The sequence below is a fragment of the Streptomyces oceani genome, from assembly GCF_001751245.1.
Lineage (GTDB): Bacteria > Actinomycetota > Actinomycetes > Streptomycetales > Streptomycetaceae > Streptomyces > Streptomyces oceani.
The window spans coordinates 286,567-313,303 of the sequence record NZ_LJGU01000114.1 but is presented as its reverse complement, the minus strand read 5'-3'; the positions used below and the strand labels follow the sequence as shown (position 1 = coordinate 313,303).

The 26,737-nt window shown below is 70.3% G+C and carries 24 protein-coding genes; 20 read left to right on the top strand and 4 right to left on the bottom strand.

The genetic code is table 11. The features are described 5' to 3' along the window. Positions 1-62 precede the first annotated feature (62 nt). From AN216_RS08695 to AN216_RS08655, 9 genes are all read left to right on the top strand, one after another. Positions 63-1,754: a DUF4185 domain-containing protein gene (locus tag AN216_RS08695; protein ID WP_070196014.1), complete on the top strand. Its 1,692-nt coding sequence runs from the start codon at positions 63-65 to the stop codon at positions 1,752-1,754. Between the two features lie 374 nt (positions 1,755-2,128). Further along, positions 2,129-3,115, top strand: coding sequence for a sugar ABC transporter substrate-binding protein (locus AN216_RS08690; RefSeq protein WP_476755926.1), 987 nt, complete (start codon positions 2,129-2,131; stop codon positions 3,113-3,115). Then, a complete protein-coding gene (locus AN216_RS08685) occupies positions 3,112-4,173 on the top strand; it encodes an ABC transporter permease (RefSeq protein WP_070196013.1) in 1,062 nt (353 codons plus the stop codon). The genes AN216_RS08690 and AN216_RS08685 overlap by 4 nt, the downstream gene beginning before the upstream one ends. Further along, a complete protein-coding gene (locus AN216_RS08680) occupies positions 4,173-4,964 on the top strand; it encodes an ATP-binding cassette domain-containing protein (RefSeq protein WP_070196012.1) in 792 nt (263 codons plus the stop codon). Before AN216_RS08685 ends, AN216_RS08680 begins: the two co-directional genes overlap by 1 nt. An 861-nt stretch (positions 4,965-5,825) precedes the next feature. After that, entirely contained in the window at positions 5,826-6,971 is a 1,146-nt protein-coding gene (locus AN216_RS08675; RefSeq protein WP_070196011.1) for an ROK family glucokinase, read from the top strand. Continuing rightward, complete coding sequence (locus AN216_RS08670; RefSeq protein WP_244502370.1) at positions 6,968-7,600, top strand: hypothetical protein; 633 nt, start codon at positions 6,968-6,970, stop codon at positions 7,598-7,600. Before AN216_RS08675 ends, AN216_RS08670 begins: the two co-directional genes overlap by 4 nt. Before the next feature lie 91 nt (positions 7,601-7,691). Beyond that, on the top strand, positions 7,692-8,954 hold the full coding sequence (gene pcaDC, locus AN216_RS08665) for a bifunctional 3-oxoadipate enol-lactonase/4-carboxymuconolactone decarboxylase PcaDC (RefSeq protein ID WP_070196010.1): 1,263 nt from the start codon (positions 7,692-7,694) through the stop codon (positions 8,952-8,954). A gap of 13 nt (positions 8,955-8,967) precedes the next feature. After that, the gene (locus AN216_RS08660) at positions 8,968-9,624 is read left to right on the top strand and encodes an MBL fold metallo-hydrolase (RefSeq protein WP_070196125.1); all 657 of its coding nucleotides are present in this window, start codon (positions 8,968-8,970) and stop codon (positions 9,622-9,624) included. Positions 9,625-9,633: 9 nt separating this feature from the next. Continuing rightward, positions 9,634-10,413, top strand: a complete 780-nt coding sequence (locus tag AN216_RS08655) for an exodeoxyribonuclease III (RefSeq protein WP_070196009.1) — start codon at positions 9,634-9,636, stop codon at positions 10,411-10,413. Positions 10,414-10,510: 97 nt separating this feature from the next. Here the strand turns inward: AN216_RS08655 and AN216_RS08650 are convergent, their stop codons facing one another. Continuing rightward, positions 10,511-12,400, bottom strand: coding sequence for an SGNH/GDSL hydrolase family protein (locus AN216_RS08650; RefSeq protein WP_070196008.1), 1,890 nt, complete (start codon positions 12,398-12,400; stop codon positions 10,511-10,513). Positions 12,401-12,583: 183 nt separating this feature from the next. On the opposite strand from AN216_RS08650, the gene AN216_RS08645 reads away from it, so the two are divergent. Beyond that, complete coding sequence (locus AN216_RS08645; RefSeq protein WP_070196007.1) at positions 12,584-13,024, top strand: DUF6278 family protein; 441 nt, start codon at positions 12,584-12,586, stop codon at positions 13,022-13,024. On the opposite strand, the gene AN216_RS08640 is transcribed toward AN216_RS08645, so the two are convergent. Continuing rightward, positions 13,000-13,824 carry a hypothetical protein gene (locus AN216_RS08640; RefSeq protein ID WP_070196006.1) on the bottom strand — a complete coding sequence of 275 codons (825 nt, stop codon included), beginning with the start codon at positions 13,822-13,824 and terminating at the stop codon, positions 13,000-13,002. The genes AN216_RS08645 and AN216_RS08640 overlap by 25 nt on opposite strands. A 211-nt stretch (positions 13,825-14,035) precedes the next feature. On the opposite strand from AN216_RS08640, the gene ggt reads away from it, so the two are divergent. The 5 genes from ggt (at position 14,036) to AN216_RS08615 (ending at position 20,842) form a co-directional block, all read left to right on the top strand. Continuing rightward, positions 14,036-15,892 carry a gamma-glutamyltransferase gene (gene ggt / locus AN216_RS08635; RefSeq protein ID WP_070196005.1) on the top strand — a complete coding sequence of 619 codons (1,857 nt, stop codon included), beginning with the start codon at positions 14,036-14,038 and terminating at the stop codon, positions 15,890-15,892. Between the two features lie 293 nt (positions 15,893-16,185). Beyond that, on the top strand, positions 16,186-17,028 hold the full coding sequence (locus AN216_RS08630) for a nitrilase-related carbon-nitrogen hydrolase (protein ID WP_070196004.1): 843 nt from the start codon (positions 16,186-16,188) through the stop codon (positions 17,026-17,028). Next, positions 17,025-18,341: an aspartate aminotransferase family protein gene (locus tag AN216_RS08625; protein ID WP_070196003.1), complete on the top strand. Its 1,317-nt coding sequence runs from the start codon at positions 17,025-17,027 to the stop codon at positions 18,339-18,341. Before AN216_RS08630 ends, AN216_RS08625 begins: the two co-directional genes overlap by 4 nt. Beyond that, on the top strand, positions 18,338-19,735 hold the full coding sequence (hydA, locus tag AN216_RS08620; RefSeq protein ID WP_070196002.1) for a dihydropyrimidinase: 1,398 nt from the start codon (positions 18,338-18,340) through the stop codon (positions 19,733-19,735). The genes AN216_RS08625 and hydA overlap by 4 nt, the downstream gene beginning before the upstream one ends. A 90-nt stretch (positions 19,736-19,825) precedes the next feature. Further along, a complete protein-coding gene (locus AN216_RS08615) occupies positions 19,826-20,842 on the top strand; it encodes a TIGR03842 family LLM class F420-dependent oxidoreductase (protein ID WP_070196001.1) in 1,017 nt (338 codons plus the stop codon). A gap of 31 nt (positions 20,843-20,873) precedes the next feature. Here the strand turns inward: AN216_RS08615 and AN216_RS08610 are convergent, their stop codons facing one another. Next, positions 20,874-21,635, bottom strand: a complete 762-nt coding sequence (locus tag AN216_RS08610; protein WP_070196000.1) for an SIR2 family NAD-dependent protein deacylase — start codon at positions 21,633-21,635, stop codon at positions 20,874-20,876. Between the two features lie 126 nt (positions 21,636-21,761). Between AN216_RS08610 and AN216_RS08605 the strand changes: the two genes are divergently transcribed. From AN216_RS08605 to AN216_RS08590, 4 genes are all read left to right on the top strand, one after another. Next, positions 21,762-21,965: a hypothetical protein gene (locus AN216_RS08605; RefSeq protein ID WP_070196124.1), complete on the top strand. Its 204-nt coding sequence runs from the start codon at positions 21,762-21,764 to the stop codon at positions 21,963-21,965. A 123-nt stretch (positions 21,966-22,088) separates the two neighbouring features. Further along, a complete protein-coding gene (locus AN216_RS08600; RefSeq protein ID WP_070195999.1) occupies positions 22,089-22,505 on the top strand; it encodes a CBS domain-containing protein in 417 nt (138 codons plus the stop codon). Positions 22,506-22,580: 75 nt separating this feature from the next. Next, positions 22,581-23,237: an HAD family hydrolase gene (locus AN216_RS08595; RefSeq protein WP_070195998.1), complete on the top strand. Its 657-nt coding sequence runs from the start codon at positions 22,581-22,583 to the stop codon at positions 23,235-23,237. A gap of 75 nt (positions 23,238-23,312) precedes the next feature. Beyond that, the gene (locus AN216_RS08590; RefSeq protein ID WP_070196123.1) at positions 23,313-24,098 is read left to right on the top strand and encodes an Fpg/Nei family DNA glycosylase; all 786 of its coding nucleotides are present in this window, start codon (positions 23,313-23,315) and stop codon (positions 24,096-24,098) included. 227 nt (positions 24,099-24,325) lie between these two features. Here the strand turns inward: AN216_RS08590 and AN216_RS08585 are convergent, their stop codons facing one another. Continuing rightward, positions 24,326-25,771 carry an NCS2 family permease gene (locus tag AN216_RS08585; RefSeq protein ID WP_070195997.1) on the bottom strand — a complete coding sequence of 482 codons (1,446 nt, stop codon included), beginning with the start codon at positions 25,769-25,771 and terminating at the stop codon, positions 24,326-24,328. Between the two features lie 276 nt (positions 25,772-26,047). On the opposite strand from AN216_RS08585, the gene AN216_RS08580 reads away from it, so the two are divergent. After that, on the top strand, positions 26,048-26,725 hold the full coding sequence (locus tag AN216_RS08580; protein ID WP_107401924.1) for a helix-turn-helix domain-containing protein: 678 nt from the start codon (positions 26,048-26,050) through the stop codon (positions 26,723-26,725). Positions 26,726-26,737: the final 12 nt, after the last annotated feature.

Sequence of the window (26,737 nt, the reverse complement as noted above, 5' to 3'; positions counted from 1 at the left end):
CCGCTGTAACTTCCGCGAAATCGATTTCACGCATCTCGCCAACTGTCCCACGGAGGACCGCGATGCCCAGACGATTCCGCGCCGGCCGCCTGCTCACCGCGTGCGCACTGGCCCTGGCGACCACCGCGCTGGTCGGCCCGGCGGGGGCCGACCCCGCCGACCCCGCCGATCCCCCGGCGTCGACCGGATCACCGCCGGCCAGCGACTACTTCTCGACCGTCGACATCGAGAACCGGGCGACCGTCGGAGCCCCCACCGTCGGTGACAACAAGAACCACGGTGATCTCTGGCCGAACTGTTGGTCCGATGATGACAACGTTTACACAGCCTATGGCGACGGAGTGGGGTACGACGACACCTACCACGACATAGGTGTCGCCCGGATCTCCGGCATGCCCGGAAACCTGGAGGGTGCCCAACTGGCCGAGGGCGACGAGGTCGGCAAGGTGTGGAACGCCGACCACACCCGCAAGCCGACCGGCATGGCCTGCGCGGACGGCGATCTCTATCTCGCGGTCCAGGACCTGGCGACCGACTTCAACGACGCGCCCAGCGCGACCATCGCCAAGTCCACGGACAAGGGCAAGACCTGGACCTTCGACAAGAGCAAGCCGATGTTCGACAACGGCGTGTTCACCACGGTGATGTTCCTGGACTACGGCAAGGACTACGCCAACGCCCCCGACGACGAGTACCTCTACGCCTACGGCCTGGACCACAACTGGCGGGACTCCTTCAACGACCGGGTCCAGGACCCCCAGGACGTCTACCTGGCGCGGGTGCCCAAGGACGCGGCGCTGGAGCGGAGCGCCTGGCAGTTCGTCAGCGGCTACGACGAGGCCGGCAAACCGACCTGGTCGGGGGACGCCGCCGACCGCAAGGCCGTCCTGCACGACGACCGGCACATCTACCAGGACGTGTTCACCGACGGCCGGGTCGAGAACACCACGGTGCTCAGCCAGGGCGGCGTCGTCTACAACAAGGGACTGGACCGCTACATCTACACCTCCTGGACCGAGTACACCTACGAGTTCTACGAGGCTCCCAACCCCTGGGGACCGTGGAGGCACTTCAAGACCAAGGACTTCGGCGGCTACCCGTGGACCCCGGACAAGCACGGCGGATACGCCACCACCATCCCCTCGAAGTACATCAGCGCGGACGGCAGGTCGATGTGGCTGCAGTCCAACGTCTGCCCGTGCGGCGGTGGTTTCCCACCCGAGGAGCACCACGCGTACACCTTCTCGCTGCGTCAGATGCAGCTGGAGCCGCACCGTGAGACCACTCCCGGCAACACCGCGGACCCGCGGCGCAACCTCGCCCGGGAGGACGGCGCGACCGGTGTCGAGCGGGCCACGCACTACGGCAACACCGACTACTACAACGACGGCGACAAGCGGCAGAGCGAGGACGACTGGAACGACGAACGCAAGGACGCCAGCTGGTGGGGCTACACCTGGCCACGGCAGTACACGATGGACTCGGTCGCCTACACCACCGGCAAGATGTACGACGACGGTGGCTGGTTCAAGGACCTGCGCGTGCAGGTGCGCAAGGACCACGAGTGGGTCGACGTGTCCGGACTCCGGATCACCCCGGACTACCCGTCCGACGGGAGCGCCGGGCCGCACAAGACCTACGAGCTGTCCTTCGACGCCACCTCCGGTGACGGCGTACGTGTCATCGGGGCACCCGGTGGCAGTAGGACCTTCACCTCGCTCGGTGAGCTGGAGGTGTACTACGCCGGCGAGTGACGGCGCCCAGACGTGAGGGAGTGAGGCGCGGCCGGACGGCGGCGGGCGACCGACGTTCACGGGGCGCCGGCCGCCGCCCGAGCCCGTACCCTCCCGTAATCGGGGTGTACGGATGCGTTGACGCCCGTCCGGAGTCCCGCTAGAACAACCGCCATGCCTCGCGTGCGCCGCGCGCCGAGGTCGCACGGCGGGCACGGGACGTCGGGCGGGCGGGGACCCGGTGGGGTGCTGGCCGGTCCGGGTGGCCGATACTGTGCGCCGAGTTCCGCAGAGTTCACCATGACCTGCGGTGATCACCGCGTCGAGAGGTCAGAACCCGGGTGTCCACGCTTCAGAAGGTCCGTAGGGAGCAGCACAGAGCTACGAGAGGCCCGCTGCGCTTGGCGGCGGCGCTGCTCGCGGCGGTGCTGGTGACCGTACTCGCCGGGTGCAGCAGCACGGGCGGGAAACGCGCCGAGGAGGAGCGCAACGCGGCGGGTGGCGAGGCCGCGGTGGACACGCCGCGCTGGAAGGTCGCGATGGTCACGCACTCCGGCGACGGCGACACCTTCTGGGACATCGTGCAGAGCGGAGCCGAGCAGGCGGCCACCAAGGACAACATCGAGTTCATCTACGCGCACGACAAGGACGCCGGCCAGCAGGCCCAGCTCGCCAAGTCGATGATCGACAAGGACGTCGACGGGCTGATCGTCACGCTCGCCAAGCCGGCGGCCATGAAGTCCGTCGTACGGAAGGCGGTCAAGGCGGACATCCCGGTGATCACGATCAACTCCGGTCAGGAGAAGTCGGCGGACTTCGGCGCGCTCACCCATATCGGCCAGGACGAGGTGATCGCCGGGGAGGCGGTCGGCGAGGAACTGAACGAACGTGACCGCAAGAAGGCCCTGTGCGTCCTGCACGAACAGGGCAACATCGGACACGAGCAGCGCTGCGACGGCGTGCGCGAGACCTTCGACGGCCAGGTCAAGAAGCTGTACGTGGACGGTACGAACATGCCCGACGTCGAGTCCTCGGTGACCGCGAAGCTCCAGTCCGACAGCGCCGTCGACTCCGTCGTCACGCTCGGCGCCCCGTTCGCGCCCACCGCCGTGAAGGCCGCGGAACAGGCCGGCAGCGACGCCGAGGTCGCCACCTTCGACCTGAACGCCAAGGTGGCCGAGGGTCTGTCGGACGGGTCGATCGGCTTCGCCGTGGACCAGCAGCCGTACCTGCAGGGCTACCAGGCGGTCGACCTGATGTGGCTGCACCACTACAACGCCAACATGCTCGGCGGCGGGAAACCGGTGTTCACCGGCCCGCAGATCCTCACCGAGAAAGACGCCGAGAAGCTGGCCGAGTACACGAAGCGGGGCACCCGATGACGGCAGCCACCACCGGCCGTACGGACGAGGAACCCGAGGAAGCACCGGACGAACGGCTGGCCCGCCGGTCCCCGGCACGGCGCCTGCTCAACCGCCCGGAACTGGGTGCCGTGATGGGCGCGGTCGCGGTCTTCGTGTTCTTCGCCTTCGTGGCCGACAGCTTCCTCCAGGCGTCCAGCCTCGCCACGGTCCTCTACGCCTCCTCCACCATCGGCATCATGGCGGTGCCCGTGGCGCTGCTGATGATCGGCGGGGAGTTCGACCTCTCCACCGGGGTGATGGTCACCAGCTCGGCGCTGGTCTCCTCGATGTTCAGCTACCAGATGACCGCGAACGTGTGGGTGGGAGTCGGCGTCTCGTTGCTGGTGACGCTGGCTATCGGACTGTTCAACGGCGTCATGCTCACCCGTACCGGCCTGCCCAGCTTCATCATCACGCTCGGCACCTTCCTGATGCTGACCGGCCTCAACCTCGGGCTGACGAACCTGGTCAGCGGCACCGTGTCGACCAAGAGCATCAGCGACATGGAGGGCTTCCCCTCCGCACGCAAGCTCTTCGCCTCCCACCTGACGCTGTTCGGGGTGGACTTCCAGGTGACGATCCTGTGGTGGCTGCTGCTCATGGCGGTGGCCACCTGGATTCTGCTGCGCACCCGGGCCGGCAACTGGATTTTCGCGGTGGGTGGCGGCTCGCACGCGGCGCGCGCGGTGGGCGTGCCGGTGGCCCGTACGAAGATCGGGCTGTACCTGGGGGTGGCGCTCGCCGCCTGGATCTCCGGGCAGCACCTGCTCTTCAACTACGACGTGGTGCAGTCCGGCGAGGGCGTGGGCAACGAGCTGATCTACATCGCCGCGGCCGTCATCGGCGGCTGCCTGCTGACCGGCGGGTACGGTTCGGCCGTGGGCGCCGCGGTGGGCGCGTTGATCTTCGGCATGACCAGCAAGGGCATCGTCTACGCCGCCTGGAACCCGGACTGGTTCAAGTTCTTCCTGGGGGCGATGCTGCTGCTCGCCACCCTGCTCAACGCGTGGATTCGCAAGCGTGCGGAGGCGGGCTGATGGCTGCTCTGGTCGAGCTGACCGAGGTCAGCAAGCACTACGGGAACATCCGGGCGCTGGACGGCGTCTCGCTCCGGGTGAACGCCGGCGAGATCACCTGCGTCCTCGGCGACAACGGTGCCGGCAAGTCCACCCTGATCAAGATCATCGCGGGACTGCACCAGCACGACGGCGGCGACTTCGAGATCGAGGGGGAACCGACCCGGCTGACCTCCCCGCGGGCGGCGCTGGAGCGTGGCGTCGCCACCGTCTACCAGGACCTCGCCGTCGTTCCGCTGATGCCGGTGTGGCGGAACTTCTTTCTCGGATCCGAGCCGGTCACCGGCCGCGGCCCCTTCGCCCGGCTCGACGTGGCGGCGATGCGACGTACGACCCGGGACGCGTTGCTGCGTATGGGCATCGACCTGCGTGACGTGGACCAGCCGATCGGCACCCTCTCCGGCGGTGAGCGGCAGTGCGTGGCCATCGCCCGCGCGATCCACTTCGGTGCGAAGGTGCTCGTACTGGACGAGCCCACGGCGGCGCTCGGGGTCAAGCAGTCCGGGGTGGTGCTGAAGTACGTCGCCGCCGCCCGCGACCAGGGGATCGGTGTCGTCCTGATCACGCACAACCCGCACCACGCCTACCTGGTGGCGGACCGCTTCATACTCCTCAAGCGCGGCACGATGGCCGGCCGGTACGAGAAGTCCGAGATCGACCTGGACGAGCTGACCCGGCAGATGGCGGGCGGGAGCGAGCTGGAGGAGCTGAGCCACGAACTGGAGCGGGGGGAGGAACCGAGCGGATCGTAGGGCAGACCACTCGGTCCAGGTGTCCCACCTCGCTGTGACTGTTCGCTCGGTGTCCCACCTCGCTGTGACTGTTCGCTCGGTGTCCCACCTCGCTGTGACTGTTCGCTCGGTGTCCCACCTCGCTGTGACTGTTCGCTCGGTGTCCCACCTCGCTGTGACTGTTCGCTCGGTGTCCCACCTCGCTGTGACTGTTCGCTCGGTGTCCCACCTCGCTGTGACTGTTCGCTCGGTGTCCCACCTCGCTGTGACTGTTCGCTCGGTGTCCCACCTCGCTGTGACTGTTCGCTCGGTGTCCCACCTCGCTGTGACTGTTCGCTCGGTGTCCCACCTCGCTGTGACTGTTCGCTCGGTGTCCCACCTCGCTGTGACTGTTCGCTCGGTGTCCCACCTCGCTGTGACTGTTCGCTCGGTGTCCCACCTCGCTGTGACTGTTCGCTCGGTGTCCCACCTCGCTGTGACTGTTCGCTCGGTGTCCCACCTCGCTGTGACTGTTCGCTCGGTGTCCCACCTCGCTGTGACTGTTCGCTCGGTGTCCCACCTCGCTGTGACTGTTCGCTCGGTGTCCCACCTCGCTGTGACTGTTCGCTCGGTGTCCCACCTCGCTGTGACTGTTCGCTCGGTGTCCCACCTCGCTGTGACTGTTCGCTCGGTGTCCCACCTCGCTTCACACCGACCCTTCGTGCCCGTGGCACAATCGAGCACGCGAGCACCCAGTGTCGGGAGGGGAACCGGAGACTGGCCACCGTCGTCATCATCTCCGGCACCCTCCAGCATTCCCAGGACCCCGGAAGAGACGAGACGACCGTTGCGCGCACTCACCCGCAGCCACCGCCGCGCCGCGCCCGTACGGGGTGCCACGGCGTGAGTACGTACCGTGACCGGGCCTATCGTCAGAGCGCCCCGAGCGCGCGGGTGCTGCGCACTGTCAGTACACGGGAGCGCCGCTCGCCGCAGTCCGCCCCCCGGGTGCCCACGGTGGGCATCGACATCGGCGGCACGAAGGTGATGGCCGGGGTGGTGGACGCCGAAGGGCACATCCTGGAGAAGGTGCGCGCCGAGACCCCGGACAAGTCCAAGAGCCCCAAGGTCGTCGAGGACACCATCGCGGAACTCGTGCTGGACCTGTCGGACCGGCACGACGTGCACGCCGTCGGTATCGGTGCCGCCGGCTGGGTGGACTGCGACCGGTCCCGGGTGCTGTTCGCCCCCCACCTGGCCTGGCGGGACGAACCGCTCAAGGACGCGCTCACCGCCCGCCTCGCGGTGCCGGTCATGGTGGACAACGACGCCAACACCGCGGCCTGGGGCGAATGGCGGTTCGGCGCCGGCAGGGGCGAGGACCAGCTGGTGATGATCACCCTGGGCACGGGCATCGGCGGCGCCATCCTGGAGGACGGCCGGGTCAAGCGCGGCAAGTACGGCGTGGCCGGCGAGTTCGGGCACATGCAGGTGGTGCCCGGCGGCCACCGCTGCCCCTGCGGTAACCGCGGCTGCTGGGAGCAGTACAGCTCCGGGAACGCCCTGGTCCGGGAGGCACGTGAACTCGCCGCCGCCGAGTCCCCGGTGGCGTACGGCATCATCGAGCGCACCGGCGGCCAGCTCCCCCAGATCACCGGACCGTTGATCACGGACCTGGCGCGGGAAGGCGACGCGATGTGCGTCGAGCTGTTCCAGGACATCGGGCAGTGGCTGGGCATCGGGATCGCCAACCTCGCGGCGGCCCTCGATCCCTCGTGCTTCGTGATCGGGGGCGGGGTGAGCGCGGCCGAGGAGCTGCTGATCGACCCCGCCAGGGACGCCTTTCGGCGGCACCTGACCGGACGGGGCTACCGGCCGGAGGCCCGTATCGTCAAAGCACAACTGGGGCCGGAGGCCGGGATGGTCGGCGCCGCGGACCTCGCCCGGCTGGTCGCCCGTCGCTTCCGCCGGGCGAACCGGCGGCGTCTGGAGCGTTACGAGCGGTACGAGCGCGCCGCCGACAACCTGCGCCGGGCGGTAGGCCAGTGACCACCTCCGCCACCCCCGACTCCGGCACGCACGACCCGGTGGACGAGGAACCGATGGACGACCGGACCCCCACCACCCCGCCCGGCGGCCAGCGCCCGCCGCACCGGCCACGCCACCGGATCGTGACGCTGCTGATCGTCGTGCTGCTGATCGCCGTCCCGGCCGGCTTCCTGGTCAAGGCGGCGTTCGTCAGCCGGGACAGCGGCGAGGAGAAGCAGCGGGAGGCCGCGCTCAGCGACCTCACCTGGGAGCGACCCAGCAAGGCCGACCTGCGGATCTACGACGTCCCCATGCCCAAGAGCGCCAGCTACGTGGCGCACTACGAGGCCAACTCGTGGAAAACCAGCTCGCTGCACGTGCAGTTCCGCATCACGGACGAGAAGCTGGACAAGTTCCTGCACAACGTCGGCACCAACGGCTCCCAACTGCGGACGGGTGCCTGGAGCGGCGTGTCCGAGGCACAAGCGGAACGCGTCGGCTGGGAGTTCGGCAAGTCCGGCCGGAGCTACGCCGGGCTGGTGTACCAGGAGTCCCAGCAACACCCCGAGCTACAGATCACCGTGGACACCACCGCTGAGGAACGGCCACGGGTGTACGTCGTCTCCACGGTACGCTTCACCGGCCCCTGACCGATGCGGAGTCGACAGGCGTGACGAACCACGCAGTACGGATTTCCGCCTCGGCAAGCGGAATGCCCGTATGGCTCGGTAGCGTGAACGGGTGAGCGAGACCAAGACCCTTCAACACCGGATCGATGGCCCCGAGGACGCGCCGCTGCTCGTGCTGGCCCCCGCGCTCGGCGCGACGTGGCACATGTGGGACCGGCAGATTCCCGAACTCACCCGTCACTGGCGGGTCCTGCGGTTCGATCTGCCCGGCCACGGCGGCTCCCCGGCACACCCCGCTACCGCCGCGTCGGAGCTGGCCGAGCGACTGCTCGCCACCGTGGACGCGTTGGGGGTGGACAGATTCGGGTACGCGGGCGCCTCGCTCGGCGGCGCGATCGGGGCCCAACTCGCCCTGGACCACCCGAACCGGGTCTCCTCCCTCGCGTTGGTCTCCAGCTCGGCACGGCACAGCACCCCGGACGCCTGGCGCCAACAGGGCGTGGTGATCCGAACCAACGGCCTGGAGCCGGTGGCGAACGGCACGCCCGAGCGCTGGTTCACGTCCAGCTTCGCGGGCGCCCAGCCCGCGATCGTGGACTGGGCGGTGCAGATGATCCGTACGACCGACCCCGGCTGCTACATCGCGTCCTGCGAGCTGCTGGCCGCCTTCGACATCCGCACACAACTCTCCCGGATCGGCGTGCCCGCCCTGGTGATGGCCGGCGCCGAGGACCAGCTCACGCCGCCCGCGGACGCCCGCGCCCTGGTCGCGGGCATCCCGGACGCCCGGCTCGCGATCGTGCCCGGCGCCTCCCACCTCGTGCCGGTGGAACAGCCCGGAGCCGTCACGGAGCTGCTCATCCGTCATCTGACCACCACCTGGCAGCAGTCGGCCGCCGGCCCTCCCGCGCCGGCGCCGGTGATAGCTCCCGAGCCGCCGCCGGCGGCCGCCGTCGCCGAGCTGGAGGCGGGCGTGGTCGACGTCGGGGTGCGCCCGGACCCGTACGACGCCGGGATGAAGGTGCGCCGCGAGGTGCTCGGTGACGCCCATGTCGACCAGGCGATGGAGCGGACCGACGAGTTCACGCAGGACTTCCAGGACCTGGTCACCCGTTACGCCTGGGGCGAGGTGTGGGACCGCCCGGTCATCGACCGGCGTACCCGCTCCGTCGCGACACTCACCGCGCTGACCGCCGGTGGCCACCTCGACGAGTTGGTGTTCCACACGCGCGCCGCGTTGCGGAACGGGCTCACGCCGGCGGAGATCGCGGAGGTGCTGCTGCACACCGCCGTCTACTGCGGGATGCCCGCGGCCAACGCGGCGTTCGCGGTGGCCCAACGGGTGATCCGGGAGGAGACCACACCGGAGGAGTAGGACAATGGCGGGCATGGATCTGACGAAGAAAGGTCACGCCTGCGTGCGCCTGACGAAGGACGACCACACCCTCGTGATCGACCCCGGTGGCTTCACCGAGCCGGAGGCGGCTCTGGGGGCGGACGTCCTGCTGATCACCCACGAGCACCCGGACCACTTCGACGAGAGCCGGCTGCGCGCCGCCATGGAGGCGAACCCGGCGGCGGAGATCTGGACCCTGGGCGGTGTCGCCGGCCAGATCTCCGCCGCGTTTCCCGGGCGGGTGCACACGGTGGGGCACGGCGACACCTTCTCGGCGGCCGGCTTCGAGGTCGAGGTGCACGGTGAGCTGCACGCGGTGATCCATCCGGACATCCCCAGGATCGCCAATATCGGTTTCGTGGTCGATGGCGCCGTCTTCCACCCCGGCGACGCCCTCACCGTCCCCGACCGCCCGGTCGACACCCTCCTGCTGCCGGTACAGGCACCCTGGAGCAAGGTGTCAGAGGTCATCGACTACCTGCGGGAAGTGCGGCCCCGGCGGGCCTTCGACGTGCACGACGGACTGCTGGCGGAACCGGCCTTCGGGATCTACGGCCGGATGCTCGGCCCGGACGGGCCCGGCGTCGGCGGGGCCGAGCACACTCGGCTGGCACCCGGCTCCAGCATCTCTGTCAGTGCCGGGAGGTAGGTTTCCCGCATGAGAATCGCGACCTGGAACGTCAACTCCGTCACGGTCCGGCTGCCCCGGCTGACGGCCTGGCTGGAGAGCACCGCCCCCGACGTCGTGTGCCTCCAGGAGCTGAAGTGCTCCGCGGAGGCGTTTCCCGCCGAGCCGCTGCGCGAGCTGGGATACGAGGCGGTGATCAGTGCCGACGGGCGGTGGAACGGCGTGGCGGTGCTCTCCCGCGTCGGACTGGCGGCCCCGGTGACCGCGCTGCCGGACGCTCCGGCGTACGACGGCGTGCGAGAGCCGCGCGCGGTCGCGGCCACCTGCGGCGGGATCCGGGTCTGGTCGGTGTACGTCCCCAACGGCCGTGAGGTCGGGCACCCGCACTTCGAGTACAAGCTGGAGTGGCTGGACGCCCTGCGTAAGGCCGCCGAGCAGGAAGCCGGTGGCGAGCTGCCGTTCGCGGTGCTCGGGGACTACAACATCGCGCCGACGGACGCGGACGTCTGGGACCGGTCCCGCTTCGACGGCGCCACGCACGTCACGGAGGCGGAACGGGCCGCGCTGGCGGCGTTGCGGGAGACGGGGCTGGCGGACGTGGTGCCCCGCCCGTTGAAGTACGACCAGCCGTTCACCTACTGGGACTACCGGGAGCTGGGCTTCCCGAAGAACAGGGGCATGCGCATCGACCTGGTGTACGGCAACGCCCCGTTCGAGGAGGCCGTCTCCGACGCGTACGTCGACCGGGAGGCGCGTAAGGGCAAAGGGCCCTCGGACCACGCTCCGGTCGTCGTGGATATCGCGGTGTGACCCGGGCCGTGGGCCGTGCCGGTCCCGCCGGTCTGGTCCCCGGCCCAGGCACGGTACGACCGAGGCCCGGCAGGATTCGGTGCGCACGTACGCTCCGTCACCCAGCCGGCACGAGCTGCCGCAGGTCGATCGACTCGCCCAGCGCCCGCAGGCCGGTGTCCCCGGGGTGCAGATGGTCGCCACTGTCGTAGGCCGGCAGCAGTCGCCCCGGTTGGTTCGGGTCGCGCAGCACCCGGTCGAAGTCGAGGACGGCGTCGAAGGTGCCGCCGCTGTCGCGTACGAAGGCGTTGACCGTCCGGCGGCGCTCGTCCACCTCGGCCGTGCAGTCCGGGAAGCCGCCGCACGGCGCGATCGTCGCCGCGACCACCCGCAGTCCGCGCTCCCGGGCCCGGTCCGCGATCGACCGCATGCCCGCGATCACCTCCGCGGCGGTGGTTCCCCAGCGCACGTCGTTCACGCCCTCGAAGAGCACCACCGTGCGCGCTCCGGTCTGCGCCAGGACGTCCCGCTCCAGCCGGTGTTGTGCGCTGACTCCGCCGGTGTCGGCACTGATCCCGCCGCCGGGATAGCGGTCGGTGACGATCCGGTTCGCTGAGATGCCCTGGTTGAGCACGCCGTACTCGGGCACCGGCTCGCTCGTGTCGTCCCTCGTCGGCTGGTTCAGCAGCCGGTCCGCCAGCACGTCCGGCCAGCGGTTGTTGGCTCCGGACGTCGAGCCCACACCGTCGGTGATGGAGTCGCCGAGCGTCACCACCGAGCCCGGGCCGCCGCGTACGTCCACCCCGGTCAGCAGCGGCCAGGTCTCCAGCGTCCGGGTGTAGGCCGCGCCGTCCCTCGCGCCCGTACGGTCGCCGCTGCCGTCCTCGGTCAGGTAGGAGGTCTGCATCGCCTCGCTGTGCACCGGTGCCGCGCGTACCTCCCCGGGCAGGTGGATGCTGACGAGCAGGTCCGTGTCCTCGGGCACCTCGAAGCCGACGGGATCGCTGAACACCTGCGTGCCGGCCGGTACGGTCGCCCCCTCCCGTCCGTCGAAGCGCAGCGGCACGGGCGCCCGCGCTGCCGAGGCGCCCTCTGAGCGCACGGCGATGGAGGCCGCGCCGATCTCCACCGGAGTGGCGGCGAAGGTGTTCGCCAGCCGGATACGGGCCCGTGGCCCGCCCACGGAGGTGTGGACGACCAGTCGCATCGTCTGATCCCGCCAGCGGCCGAGGTCGGTGTAACCGGCGGTGCTGGCCGACCAGCTGCCCGTCCAGCCGGGTGCGCCCTCGCGCACGGACATGGCGAAGACGTGCAGGTCGGCCTCCGGACCCGGGTCCCTGGGCAGGGTGACCGAGCGGATCGTGCGGTCCTGGTCGGCGGGCACCGTCACCGTGTACAGCTTGACCCGCTCCGCACGCTGGCCGCCTCCGCCGGTGTTGAGGTGCGGCAGGGCGACGGACTTGGTGCTGAGTGGCCCGGCCCGCCAGTCCGGCGCGCGCAGCCGGAAGGCCGCGCTGCCGCCGCCTTGGTAGTGCAGGGTTCCGGAGCCGGTGACCGCCGTGCCGGGGTTGCCGGGAGCGGTGGCGGCGACGAGGAAGGAGACGGCGTCGCCCCGGCCCGGCAGTGCCACGTGCTGACCGTTCGCGATGACGTTGTCCGCTTCCCCCGGCGAGCGGTCCGGCCAGCGCAGCCGCGCCGCGTCGATGCCGAGTACGCGCCCGGGACGCCAGCCGGCGGCCCGCAGGTCCCGCGCGGACAGCGAGTTGCCGGCCCCGTCGAAGTCCGCGTGCGTACTGCCGCCGCCGCTCCCGTCGGCGCCCGGGTCCGTACTGACAGCCCGGTTGTCGAAGTACCACGGCAGCGGCCGCGGTTCGACAGACGCGCTGGCCGGTCCGCTCGTTGGCCTCGTCGGGGTGGTGGCGTCCTCCGCCTCGGCGAACGCGAGGGAGGGGACGGCCGTACTGAGGAGGGTTGCGGTGACCAGGATGCTCCACAGGCGTCCGCGCACGCTGTGTCCCTTCTATGGATCCACGGGTGAGAGATGGTGCGATGCCGTGCTGATCCCACAAGTGCGCGGTGAAAGTACGAAAACGGACAGGTGGCGTCAAGACGCCCCGCTCATGACGGGAGTGTCGCGGTTGCCCCGGTGCTTGGCCTGGCGCGCCGCCGGGACGGATGCCAGGCTGGCCTTATGCACATCCCCTTCGTGGAGCACTGGCGCAGGAGGCATGAGGGAGCGGACGCCGCCCCCCTCGCCGACGCTCTGAGCCGGGACCCGGAGGGAGCCGCCGAACTCCTCGCGGAGTGCGAGCTGCTGCGGGTGCACGCCGAGGAGGCTGGAGTGGAGCTGGACGACCAGCCGGACTCCCTGGCCGCGCTCGACCAACTGGTGCCGCGCTGGCGGGACGACCCCGAGGCGTTGGAGTGGCTGGGCGGTGACGCCGGGCACTACCTGGGCACCGTCATCGTGCGTACGGTCCCCGGCGCGAGGTGGCGCCTGCGGTCCGACGGGCAGCCGATCGTGGTGCTGCCCGCCGGCCGGGACGTGGACGTGCTGGAGGAGGGGCGGGCCTGGGCCGCCACCGGCACGCCCGAGTTGTCCCAGATCTACGCGGAACTGTCCGAGGACTGACCCGAGGACTGGGGGCTCGCGGAGTCGCCACGTCGGCGATGACCGCCACGTCGCCCGCCGTTGCCGCCCGCCGGAGCCGGCGCCGTCGTCGCCGCCCGGGTCACGTCACCGACCAGCTGCACCACGTCCGGACCGTACGCCTGTGAGTTGACCACCTTCAACAGGAGGCAGAAAGTGCCGTTCGGGCCGTACTTGCGAGACAACCGGGTGTGCTGCCGACTGAGGTAGCGGGCCGCGGCCTGGTTGGTGATCGACGCCTGGCCGCAGAACAGGAACACCGGCCGACCGTCGGAGTCCTGACCGGCGGTCAGCCGCGCCAGCAGGACGTACTCCGCGGTGCCCTTCTCCATCGCATACCGCTCGCCGCCGATGGTGAAGCTGACCTGGTACGCTGATCCGCCCGCCAGCTGGTTGTTCACCTGTACACCGGGCAGCAGGGACTGCAGGTGCGCGTTCATCCGGTGGTTCGACACCGGGCCGCCCACGCAGAACTCCGTGCGCTCGCCGAAGCCCTGCTGGGTCACGTCGTGCGCGATGACGTCCGCGTTCGCGCCGCAGTCCTTGATGAGCGCGGACAGTTCCAGCATGGTGAACACGTCGTTGCGCGCGACCACCCGGTCGGTGGTGCCGGCCTCACGATTGACCACCAGCACACACTCGGAGTTGGTCGGCAGTCCCAGGAAGCGCTGCTTACGGCGCAGCTTGCGCCGCCACAGGTAGGTGCGCGCGAACCAGCCCATCGACCCCGTGACGCCGGCCACGAGCAGGCCGAGCACGATCTCGCGCAGGTAGTCAGTCATGGGGCGGCAGCGTACATGTCATGGACAACTTGTGTGCGCGGGATGCTGACGCGTGCGCTGGTACGGCGCTACGCTGCTGCGCGCGCCGGTGTCACAGGCGCACCACCCACAACGGCGGACGCGTGCGTGCGCGGGCTCGCGCGTGGATGTCGTACGCCCCTCAACTCGTACGTCCGCAGCTGTGTTTACTCGCGTGACCGTTGGAGGTCTGATGCGCCGTCGCACCACCCGGCTAGTCTCCCTACTGACCACCGTGGCGGCGGTCGGGACACTCGGCGCCGCGGTCCCCGGGGCGCCCGCCTCGGCGGACTCGGCGGCCCGGTCGCCCGGCGGTTCCGGCTCCTCCGAGCGGGCCGGGGCGCACGAGCCACCGGCCAAGTCCCCGGTCGCCACCGGCCGGGGCGGGGCGGTCTCCAGCGTGGACCCGGAGGCGTCCGCGATCGGGATCGACGTACTCCGCCGCGGCGGCAACGCGGTGGACGCCGCGGTGGCCACGGCAGCCGCGCTGGGCGTCACCGAGCCGTACTCGGCCGGCCTGGGCGGCGGCGGGTACTTCGTCTACTACGACGCGGACAGCGGCGAGGTGCGTACCATCGACGGCCGGGAGCGGGCCCCGTTGAGCGCCGACAAGAACCTCTTCCTGGAGGACGGCGAGCCGCTGCCCTTCGACGAGGCGGTCACCAGCGGTCTCAGCGTGGGCACTCCGGGAACTCCCGCCACCTGGGAGTCCGCGCTCGACGAGTGGGGCACCAACTCGCTCGGCGAGGCGCTGAGGCCCGCCCAACGGTTGGCCCAGCGCGGCTTCACGGTGGACGAGACCTTCCGGGAGCAGACCGCCGGCAACGAGGAACGCTTCCGCGACTTCCCCGCGAGCGCCGAACTCTTCCTGCCCGACGGCGAACTGCCCGAGGTCGGCTCCACCCTCCGCAACCCCGACCTGGCGCGTACGTACCGCCTCCTCGGCCGGGAGGGCACCGAGGCGCTCTACGAGGGCGACCTGGCGCGCGACATCGTGAGCACCGTCCGGAAGCCCCCGGTGGCCCCGGACAGCGAACGCCGGGTGCGGCCCGGCGACATGACCACGGAGGACCTGAGCGCCTACGACGTGAAGGCCCAGCAGCCCACCCGCTCCGAGTACCGTGGCCTGGACGTCTACGGGATGGCGCCGTCCTCCTCCGGCGGCACGACCGTGGGCGAGGCGTTGAACATCCTCGAGTCTTTCGACCTGGACAAGCTCGACGAACGGGACTACCTGCACCGCTACATCGAGGCCAGCCGGATCGCCTACGCCGACCGCGGCCGGTGGGTCGGCGACCCGGCGCACGAGGACGTCCCCACGAAGGGGCTGCTCTCCCAGGACTTCGCGGACAGCCGAGGTTGTCTGATCCAGGACGACAAGGCGCTGACGAGCCCGCTGCCGGCCGGGGACCCGCGTGATCCGGAGGACTGCGGGTCGACTGGCGAGGTCGCGCCCCTGACGTACGAGGGGGAGAGCACCACGCATCTGACGGTCGCCGACCGCTGGGGCAACGTCGTGTCGTACACCCTGACCATCGAACAGACCGGCGGCAGCGCGATGACCGTGCCGGACCGCGGGTTCCTGCTCAACAACGAGCTGACCGACTTCTCCTTCGAACCGGCCGACGCCCGGGTGCCGGACCCGAACCTGCCCGGCCCGGGCAAGCGTCCGCGGTCCTCGATGTCGCCGACCATCGTGCTGAAGGACGGCGAGCCGGCGTTCGCACTGGGCTCGCCGGGCGGCTCGACGATCATCACCACGGTGTTGCAGACCCTGACCAACCACGTCGACCGGGGCATGAGCCTGCCGGAGGCGCTCGCCGCGCCCCGCGCCACCCAACGCAACACGGAGACCACCGAGGTGGAGCCCGGGTTGGCGGACAGCCCGGTACGGGACGAACTGGCCGAGCTGGGGCATCGCTTCGAGACCACGCCGGAGATCGGCGCGGCCACCGGCATCCGCGTGCTGGAGGACGGTCGGCTGCGCGCGGCGGCCGAACCGGAGCGGCGGGGCGGCGGCTCGGCACAGGTGGTGCGCCCGACGGACTGAGCGAGCGCCCGGCGGTTCACGGACGCTTCGGGCGGCCGGGGAGCGGGCGGACGGCCCGTTCCCCGGCCGCCGCGTGCCCAGGGTCGCCCGCTGCTCCGTGGGCGTCCCGGCCGGGCCCCGTCACGAGGGCTCCTCCGTACGCGTACCGCGCCCGGCCGGATCTCGCGACCTGACGTCGATGCCCTTGCCGCCGCCGGTGCCGGGACTTACGGTCACAAGCCTGCGGAGATCCCCTCGTAGGGGCGGGTCTACGCGGGTCAAGCCTGGCTGACGCCCGTACAAAGGAGCCGATCATGCCCGATGTTGTACGCGCCGCACTGGTGCAGGCCACCTGGACCGGCGACACCGAGTCGATGATCGAGAAGCACGAGAAGCACGCCCGGGAGGCCGCGCGGCAGGGGGCCGGGATCATCGGCTTCCAGGAGGTCTTCAACGCCCCCTACTTCTGCCAGGTCCAGGACCCCGAGCACTACAGGTGGGCCGAACCGGTGCCGGACGGCCCCACCGTGCTGCGGATGCGGGAACTGGCCAGGGAGACCGGGATGGTGCTGGTGGTACCGGTCTTCGAGGTCGAGCAGTCCGGCTTCTACTACAACACCGCCGTCGTCATCGACGCGGACGGCACGGTGCTCGGCTCCTACCGCAAGCACCACATCCCGCAGCTGAAGGGATTCTGGGAGAAGTACTACTTCAAGCCCGGCAACCTCGGCTGGCCGGTCTTCGACACCGCCGTCGGCCGCGTCGGCGTCTACATCTGCTACGACCGGCACTTCCCCGAGGGCTGGCGGGCGCTGGGCCTGGCCGGCGCCCAACTCGTCTACAACCCCTCGGCCACCTCCCGCGGCCTCTCCTCGTACCTGTGGCAACTGGAGCAGCCCGCGGCGGCCGTCGCCAACGAGTACTTCATCGCCGCCATCAACCGGGTGGGTACCGAGGAGTACGGCGACAACGACTTCTACGGCACCAGCTACTTCGTCGACCCCCGCGGCCAACTCGTCGGTGACGCCGCCAGCGACAAGCAGGAGGAGCTCCTCGTACGCGACCTCGAGATGTCGATGATCGACGAGGTCCGCCAGCAGTGGGCCTTCTACCGGGACCGCCGCCCCGACGCGTACGACGGGTTGGTGCGGCCGTGAGCGAACTCCACGAGCGGCACCGCGCCGTCCTGCCCGACTGGCTCGCGCTCTACTACGACCGCCCGCTGGAGATCACCCACGGCGAGGGCCGGCACGTCTGGGACGCGGAGGGGAACCGCTACCTCGACTTCTTCGGCGGCATCCTGACCACCATGACGGCGCACGCGCTGCCTGAGGTCACCAAGGCCGTCCACGAGCAGGCCAGCCGCATCCTGCACAGCTCCACCCTCTATCTCAACCGCCCCATGGTGGACCTGGCGGAGCGGATCGCGGAGCTGTCCGGCATCCCCGACGCCCGGGTCTTCTTCACCACCTCCGGCACCGAGGCCAACGACGCCGCGCTGCTGCTCGCCACCACCTACCGCCGCTCCAACCAGGTGCTGGCGATGCGGAACGCCTACCACGGCCGGTCCTTCTCCGCCGTCGGCGTCACCGGCAACCAGTCCTGGGCTCCGACGAGCCTCTCCCCGCTGCGCACGCTGTACGTACACGGCGGCGTCCGGCACCGCGGACCGTTCGCCGAACTGGACGACGCGGACTTCACCGCCGCCTGCGTCGCCGACCTGCGCGACATGCTCGGCCAGACGCGCGGGGGAGCGGCGGCGCTGATCGCCGAACCGGTGCAGGGCGTCGGCGGGTTCACCGCACCGCCGGACGGGCTGTACGCCGCGTTCCGCGAGGTGTTGCGGGAGCACGGCATCCTGTGGATCTCGGACGAGGTGCAGACCGGCTGGGGCCGCACCGGCGACCACTTCTGGGGCTGGCAGGCCCATGACCAGGCCGGGCCGCCGGACATGCTCACCTTCGCCAAGGGCATCGGCAACGGCATGTCCGTCGGCGGCGTCGTCGCCCCCGCCGAGATCATGAACTGCCTCGACGCGAACAGCATCTCCACCTTCGGCGGCAGCCCCGTCACCATGGCCGCCGGCCGAGCCAACCTCGACTACCTGCTGGAGCACGACCTCCAGGGCAACGCCCGCCGGGTCGGCGGCCTGTTGCGCGAGCGCCTGCGGGAGGCCGCCGCCGGTCTGGGCGTCGTACGGGAAGTGCGCGGCCGGGGCCTGATGACCGGAGTCGAACTCGTCCACCCCGGCACCGACGAGCCCTCCCTGCCCGCGGCCTCCCTGGTGCTGGAGGCCGCGCGGGAGGGCGGACTGCTGATCGGCAAGGGCGGCAGCCCCAGCGGGGGCAGCGCCCTGCGTATCGCGCCACCACTGTCGTTGACCGTGGCCGAGGCGGAGGAGGGCGCCGGCATCCTCGAACGCGCCCTGCGCACCGCCGAGGCCGAACTCCAAGGGAGCGCACCAGCATGAGCCGTACCGTCATCCGCGGTGGTCTGGTCATCACGGCCGCCGACGAGACGCACGCCGACGTACTGATCGAGGACGGCCGGGTCGTCGCCGTCGCCGCCGCCGGCAGCGACTACGCCCAGGGCTGGACCGCGACGGAGACCATCGACGCGACGGGGAAGTACGTCATCCCGGGCGGCGTCGACGCGCACACCCACATGGACTTCCCGTTCGGCGGCACCTTCTCCTCGGACACCTTCGAGACCGGCACCCGGGCCGCCGCCTGGGGAGGCACCACCACACTGGTCGACTTCGCCGTCCAGACCCGCGGCCACGCGCTGCGCGAGGGCCTGGACCAGTGGCACGCCAAGGCCGACGCGCAGTGCGCCATCGACTACGGCTTCCACATGATCCTCTCGGACGTCAACGAGCACACCCTCAAGGAGATGGACCTGCTCGTCGAGGAGGGCATCACCTCGTTCAAGCTGTTCATGGCCTATCCGGGCGTGATGTACAGCGACGACGGCCAGATCCTGCGTGCCATGCAGCGTACGGCCGACAACGGCGCGTTGACGATGATGCACGCGGAGAACGGCATCGCCATCGACGTGCTGGTCGAGCAGGCCCTCGCGGCCGGCCGCAGCGACCCCCGTTACCACGGCGAGGTCCGCAAGGTCGTGCTGGAGGCCGAGGCGACGCACCGCGCGATCCAGCTCGCCCGGGTCGCCGGTGCGCCGCTGTACGTCGTCCACGTCTCCGCCGACGAGGCGGTGGCCGAGCTGGCCGCCGCCCGGGACAAGGACCTGCCGGTCTTCGGCGAGACCTGCCCGCAGTATCTCTTCCTGTCCACGGACAACCTCGCGGAGCCGGACTTCGGCGGCGCGAAGTACGTGTGCAGCACCCCGCTGCGGCCCCGCGAGCACCAGGAGGTGCTGTGGCGCGGGCTGCGTACCAACGACCTCCAGGTCGTCTCCACCGACCACTGCCCCTTCTGCTTCGTCGGACAGAAGGAGCTGGGCCGGGGCGACTTCTCCAAGATCCCGAACGGCATGCCGGGCGTCGAGCACCGGATGGACCTGCTGCACCAGGCGGTCCTGGACGGGCACATCAGCCGCCGCCGCTGGATCGAGCTGGCCGCCGCCGCGCCCGCCCGGATGTTCGGGCTCTACCCCAAGAAGGGCACCATCGCGCCCGGCTCGGACGCCGACATCGTGCTGTACGACCCGACGGCCGAGCACACCCTGTCCGTGGACACCCACCACATGAACGTCGACTACTCCGCCTACGAGGGAAAGCGGATCACCGGTCAGGTCGAGACCGTGCTCTCGCGGGGCGAGACCGTGCTGCGCCGGCGGGAGTTCACCGGGCGTGCCGGGCACGGACAGTACACCCCGCGCGGCGTGTGCCAGTACCTCTGACCGGCCGCCGGCCGCCGGCCGCCGGCTGTCGGATGCCGGCCGCTCGACCGTACGTACGGACAGAACGGACAGAAGGGACCCCTGATCGCCATGGACTTCGGGCTCGTCCTGCAGACCGACCCGCCAGGCTCGACCACCGTGGAACTGATGCGGCGGGCCGAGCGGGGCGGCTTCCGCTACGGCTGGACCTTCGACTCGGCGGTTCTGTGGCAGGAGCCGTACGTCATCCACAGCCGTGTCCTGGAGCACACCGAGCGACTGATCGTCGGACCCATGGTGACCAACCCGGGCACCCGCGCCTGGGAGGTCACCGCCTCCACCTTCGCCACGCTCAACGAGATGTACGGCAACCGCACCGTCTGCGGCATCGGCCGCGGCGACTCCGCGATGCGGGTGGCCGGCCGGCGACCGAACACCCTGGCACGGCTCAGCGAGGCCATGGGGGTGATCCGGGATCTCGCCGAGGGTCGGGAGGCCGAGATCGACGGCACCCCGGTACGGCTGCCCTGGGTGCGGGACGGCCAACTGCCGGTGTGGATGGCGGCGTACGGCCCGAAGGCGCTCGCCATGGCCGGGCGGGAAGCGGACGGCTTCATCCTGCAACTGGCCGACCCGTACCTGACCGAGTGGATGGTCAAGGCCGTGCGGACGGCCGCGTCCGAGGCGGGACGCGACCCGGACGCGGTCACGATCTGCGTCGCGGCCCCGGCGTACGTCGGCGCGGACACGCCGGGCGAACTGGCGCACGCACGGGAGCAGTGCCGGTGGTTCGGCGGCATGGTCGGAAACCACGTCGCGGACCTGGTGGCCCGGTACGGCACCGAGAGCGCCCTGGTGCCGGACGAGCTCACGGATTACATCGCTGATCGGCAGGGCTACGACTACGCGCACCACGGCCGGGTCGACAATCCGGACACCGCCTTCGTGCCGGACGGGATCGTGGACCGCTTCTGTCTGCTCGGGCCGGTCGAGGCGCATCTCGAGAAGCTGCGCACGCTGCGGGACCTCGGCGTCGACCAGTTCGCTGTGTACGCGATGCACGACGCCAAGGAACAGACCATCGACGCCTACGCGCGCGAGGTGATCCCGGCGCTGCGGGACCGCTGACGAGCGGCCGGTCACGCGGCCGGCGGTTCGCTCAGCGAGCTCCGTCGTGCCGCTGGAACTCCGCCAGCATCTGGGGCAGCGCCGTGCTGATCGGCGCCCGTACGACGCGCTCGGCCAGTGCGTCGTACGGTGTCGGCTCGCCGTTGACGATGATCAGCCGCGCGCCGTGCTCGACGGCCAGCCCCGCCAGGGAGGCGGCGGGCTGCACCTGCAGGCTGGTCCCGACGGCGAGGAAGACGTCACACGCCTTGGTGATCGCCACCGCCTCGCCCAGCACCTCGGGCTCCAGGGACTGCCCGAACATGACCGTCGCCGACTTCAGGACGCCGCCGCACTCCGCGCAGTCCGGGTCCTCCTCGCCGGCCGCGAGCCGGTCCAGCGCCGCCGTCATGCTCGTACGGTCCGCGCAGCCCGTGCACACCACCATGCGGGAGTTGCCGTGCAGCTCCAGCACCTCGCGGTCGGAGAGACCGGCGAGCTGGTGCAGCCCGTCGACGTTCTGAGTGATCACCCGTAGCGGGACGCCGGAGCGTTCCAGGTCGACCAGCGCCCGGTGCGCCGCGTTCGGCTGGGCCTGCCGGGCCGGATTGTCCCGACGCATGATCCAGGAACGTCGACGGATCTCCGGGTCGGACATGTAGTGGTCGTAGGTCACCAGCTTCTCCGCCTCCGGGTCCCGCCGCCACAGGCCCCGTGGTCCGCGGTAGTCGGGGATGCCCGAGTCGGTGGAGACCCCGGCGCCGCTGAGGACGGCGATCAACGGACCACCGTCCGCGCTCTCGTCGGTGCTCATGACGGGAGCGTACGCCGTGGGGTTCGGCGCGGTGCGAAGCGTCGACGGGCGGGCCCGGCGGGGTGAGCGCCCGTGTCTCGTTTCACCCCCGGAGGCCCTGGGAAGCCGGGCGGCGAGGTGATCGTCATGCCGAAACCGGGGAGCAAGAGCTACGACATCCAGCGGGCTCGTCGCCGCAAGGCGGCCAAGAACGACCTCGGAGAATCCGGCCAGGAGGCGAACGAAGAGGCCAAGCAGGAACTGGAGCAGGACCCGCAGTGGCGTCCGGCCGGGCCGGAGAGCGACCGGGCCCGGGGGCCCAAGGGCGAACGTCCCGAACCGAGCGACTGACCGGCGTGAACGAAGGCGGTCCGCAGCGTGTCCTCACGTGGCCGCGGGGTTCCGTGACCACGAGTCGTGTGGCGCGCGGGCCGAGGTCGCGCCACACACGGAAAGCAGAAGGGAGAGGTCCCGATGACCACCGCACGCGAGGTGATGAGCGGCGGCGCTGACTGCGTACAGAGTGATCAGACCGTCGGAGACGCCGTACGACTGATGGCTGACCTGGGCGTGGGCGCGCTGCCCGTCTGCGGGAAGGACAACAAGATCAAGGGCGTGGTCACGGACCGGGATGTCGTGGTCAAGGTCCTCGCGCCGGGGAGGGACGTCGACTCGTTCCCCGCCGGGAGCCTCAGCCAGGACCAGGCCGTGACCATCGGCGCGGACGACGACACCGAGGAAGTCCTGGCCACGATGACCCAGCACGAGGTGCGGCGACTGCCCGTCATCGACGGAGACCAGCTGGTGGGCATGGTCGCGGTGGCGGACGTGGCCCGGTCGCTGCCGCACGCCAGCACGGGGCAGTTGGTGGAGGCACTGTCGGCGGACTGAGTCCCGGGCGCGTGGGTCACTCGGCCGGGATGCCGAGCGCCCCGCGCGCCTTCCGTGGGAGAGGACGGCGTACGCATGCGGCACGCGGCGGTGATGGACGTGGACGGCACGCTCGTCGACACAAACTACCTGCACACCACGGCCTGGTGGGAGGCGTTCCGGCAGGCTGGGCACCGCGTGCCCATGCACGCGATCCACGCCTCGGTCGGCCTCAGCGGCCAGGACCTCATCGCGAGGCTGCTCGGGGAGGAGCGGGACACCCGGCAGGACGCGGCGATCAGCGCCGCGCACAAGACCCTGTACGGCAGCTACCACGCGCGCCTGCCACCACTGCCGGGCGCGCGTGAGTTGGTGTGCGAACTGGCGGGCCGGCACTGGCAGGTGGTCCTCGCGACCTCCGCCAGTGGGCGGGAACTGGCGGCACTGCGACAGGCCATCGCCGCGGACGAGGCAATCGCCGCCACCGCGAGTGCCGACGACGTCCAGGCCGGGAAACCCGCTCCGGACACCGTCACCAGGGCGCTCGCGCTGGTCGACGCCGCTGCGGCGGGCTCGGTCTTCATCGGGGACACCGTCTGGGACGTCCGGGCGGCCAATAACGCGCGGGTGCCGTGCGTCGCCGTACTGTCGGGTGGCGTGGCACGAGGGAAGCTCGAGGAAGCGGGTGCCGCCGCCGTCTACGAGGACTGCGCGGAGCTGCTGGAACACCTCGACGAGAGCCCGTTCACCTGAGGACGTCGCTGGAGGATCGTGCCCCCGACGCCTCCGCCCGGGTTTGGGAGCGGCCGGGCCTGGTACCCGTCGGTGGTGCCCGAGTTGCCGGATGTCGAGGAGTTCCGCCGCGTACTGGACTCGTGTGGTCGGAGACGGTCCATCCGGCGGGTCGACGTACGCGACGGGGGCGTCCTGCACGACATGAGCCCCCGCCGGTTCAGCCGCGCGCTGGAGGGGAGACGGTTCACGGAGCCGGTGCGGCACGGCAAGTTGTTGCTCGCGCGGACCGGAGGCCCCACCGTGCTGCTGCACTTCGGGATGACCGGCCAACTGGTCTGCGATACCGACGAGGACCCGGAACACCCGCACGACCGGGTGGTGTTCGTCCTGGGCGGCGGACGCCGGCTCCGGTACCGGGACCAGCGCAAGCTCAGGGGCCTGTGGCTGCTCGGTGAGAAGGAGGAGACGGAGTGGCTGCGCTCCCAGGGGCCGGACGCGGCGTCCGCGGGTCGCGCGGAGGTGCGCGCGGCGCTGCGTGGAAGCCGGGCGGGCGTCAAGTCGGCGCTGATGGACCAGACCGTCCTGGCCGGACTCGGCAATCTCCTCGCCGACGAGGTCCTCTGGCGGTCCCGCCTCGATCCGCGGCGCTCCGTCGCTCTGCTGTCCGACGAGGACCACCGTCGACTGTACGCGGCCCTGCACGGCACCCTGGGCCCGGCGATCCGCGCGGGCCGTGTCCCGCCGAGAGGCAACTGGATAACCGGACACCGGGACGATCCGGCGGGGGAGTGCCCACGCTGCGGGCATCGGCTGGAGCATGCCCGGGTCGCCGGGCGCGGCACCGTATGGTGCCCGCTCTGTCAGCCTGCGCTCTCGTGACCGGCGTCCCTGGTCACGGTGGTCGGTCATGACCGCTGGGGTGGCCGCGGCGGTGTGGCTGCCGGGCCACCCCAGCGGTGACGGTGGTGCCGGGGCGTGTCGTCGGATCTCCGCGGGAATCGCTTCGGTGGCGACCGTTTGGTACGTACGCACTCCTGCCGCGCCGTCGTCGTTCACCGTACGCCTCGGACCCCGCTCACTGAGCACGAAGGCCCAGACGACACGACCTACTCGGTGCCGAGAAGCTGTTCCACCGGGTCGATCCCGAAGTAGACCAGGAACAGCGCCGCGGTTCCCCAGAGCAGCCAGTGGACCTCCCGAGCCTTGCCCAGGCAGGACTTGATGAGCACGTAGGAGATGAAGCCCGCGCCGATCCCGTTGGTGATGGAGTAGGTGAACGGCATGACGGCGATGGTCAGGAAGGCGGGGATGGCGAGCTCGTAGCGCTCCCAGTCGATGTCCTTGACCTGGGTCATCATCATGAAGCCGACCGCGACGAGGGCGGGGGACGCGGCCTGCAGCGGCACGATGGTCAGTACGGGGGTGAGGAAGAGGGCGAGCCCGAACAGCGAGCCGCAGACGATGCTGGACAGGCCGGTACGCGCGCCCTCGCCGACACCGGCGGCGGACTCCACGTAGGTGGTCGCGGACGACGAGGAGGCGGCGCCGCCGGCGATGGCCGCCGTGCCGTCGATGAGGAGGACACGACCGAGGTTGGGAACCTCGCCGCGTTCGTTGATGAGTCCGGCCTCGGAGGTGACGCCGACGACCGTGCCCATGGTGTCGAAGAAGTCGGAGAGCAGGAGGGTGAAGATGAGGAGCACCGCGGTCAGGACGCTGACCTGCCCAAAGGCTCCGAACACGTCGAACTCGCCCAGTAGCCCGAAGTCGGGGGAGGCGACGGGGTTGTCCGGCAGGGACGGTGAGGTCACACCCCAGTTCTGGACGTCGGCCAGCTCGTTGATGACGATCGCGACGATGGTCATCAGGACGATGCTGATGAGGATCGCGCCCTTCACCTTGCGGGCGACGAGGACGATGGTGAGCAGCACACCGAGGCAGAAGACCAGCATGGGCCAGCCGGTGAGGGTGCCCGTCCCGAGCTGAACCGGGATCGTCGAGTTGGCCTCGTCCGGGACCCGGGTGACGAACCCGGCGTCCACGAACCCGATGAACGCGATGAACATGCCGATCCCGACACCGATGGCCTGCTTGAGTGGTTGCGGGATGGCGTGCATGATCGCTTCACGTAGGCCGGTCGCCACCAGGACGGTGATCACCACGCCCTCGAAGACGATCAGCCCCATCGCGTCGTCCCAGCTCATCAGGGGAGCGACCTGGAACGCCACGATCGCGTTGATGCCCAGTCCGGCAGCCAGGGCGAGGGGCAGATTGCCACCTACGCCCATGATGATCGTCATCACCGCGGCGACCACCGCCGTGGCCGTGGCCAGCTGGGTTCCGTCCAGCGTCTCACCGAACTTGTCCTCGGTGCCACCGAGGATGATCGGATTCAGGACGAGGATGTACCCCATGGTGAAGAACGTGGCGAGACCGCCGCGTATCTCCCGGCCGTATGTCGATCCGCGTTCGGTGATGCGAAAGAACCGGTCGAGCGGGCCGCCGGTCGGGCGGGGTGGCGCGTCGGCCGGGCTTGTCGTACTGGTTTGCATATTGCACGTCTCCTGGGCCTACAGGTTGTGTGAAGAGCAAGACGGTGCCGTCGGGAGCGCCCCACTGGGCAATTGTGCGAACACACATACGGTGTCCCGCGAGCGGATCATACGCGGCTTACTGCAACCCGCAATTGTGCTCCGATACCGGTTAGGTGACGGCTTCGCGCTCCCCTGGCGGTTCCTACGAAACTTCCGCCGACCTATCCGGCCAAAATGGGGTGCAGGCGACAGGAACCCATGTAGTTTCCTTGGGTAACTCCGTACTCTGCGCTCGTGCCCTCACCGATTCCCTTCAACGCGCGCGCTGCCAGAACCCTGCGCGAGAAACTCGGGATGGCTCCTGACCATGTCGCCTACGGCATGCGTGCTTCCTACGGGATGCCACACATCACCCCCGGTCACATCGCGGCATGGGAGCGGGGGGTCGCCCAGCCTACGGTCAACGAACTCACCGCCCTGGCTGGCGCACTGTGGTGCACCCCCGGCGAACTCATGGGCCACCCCACCACCTTGCTCGAGCACCGGTTGGCCCGCGCGATGGCCGCCGAGGACGTGGCTCGGGTCACCGGCATCCCGCTGGAGACGTATCTGCGCATGGAGGAAACCGGCCAATGGACCGGTGACAAACGGCAGTCGGACGAACTCCGTACCCTCTTCAACCTCCCGCCCAGCGACTTCGTCGCTATCGCCGGCCTCGAGGAAGAACTCGCGCGTCTGCTGACCGAAGCGGTCTCCACCCGGTGGCAGGCGCACATCCGTCCCATCGCGAAACTCGTGTCCATGGAGCGCCGGGACCTGAAAGACACTTTGCGCACAATGCACCAGGAATACCAGACGTTTCTGGCCGCCACTCTCGGTTGGACCGGCGGCAACGCGAGCGCCAGCGAGGAAAGCCGGCGCTATCTGGACAACATCGTCGCGCGCTTCTGGGGCGGTCTCGAGGGGCAGTAGGCGCATGCGCCG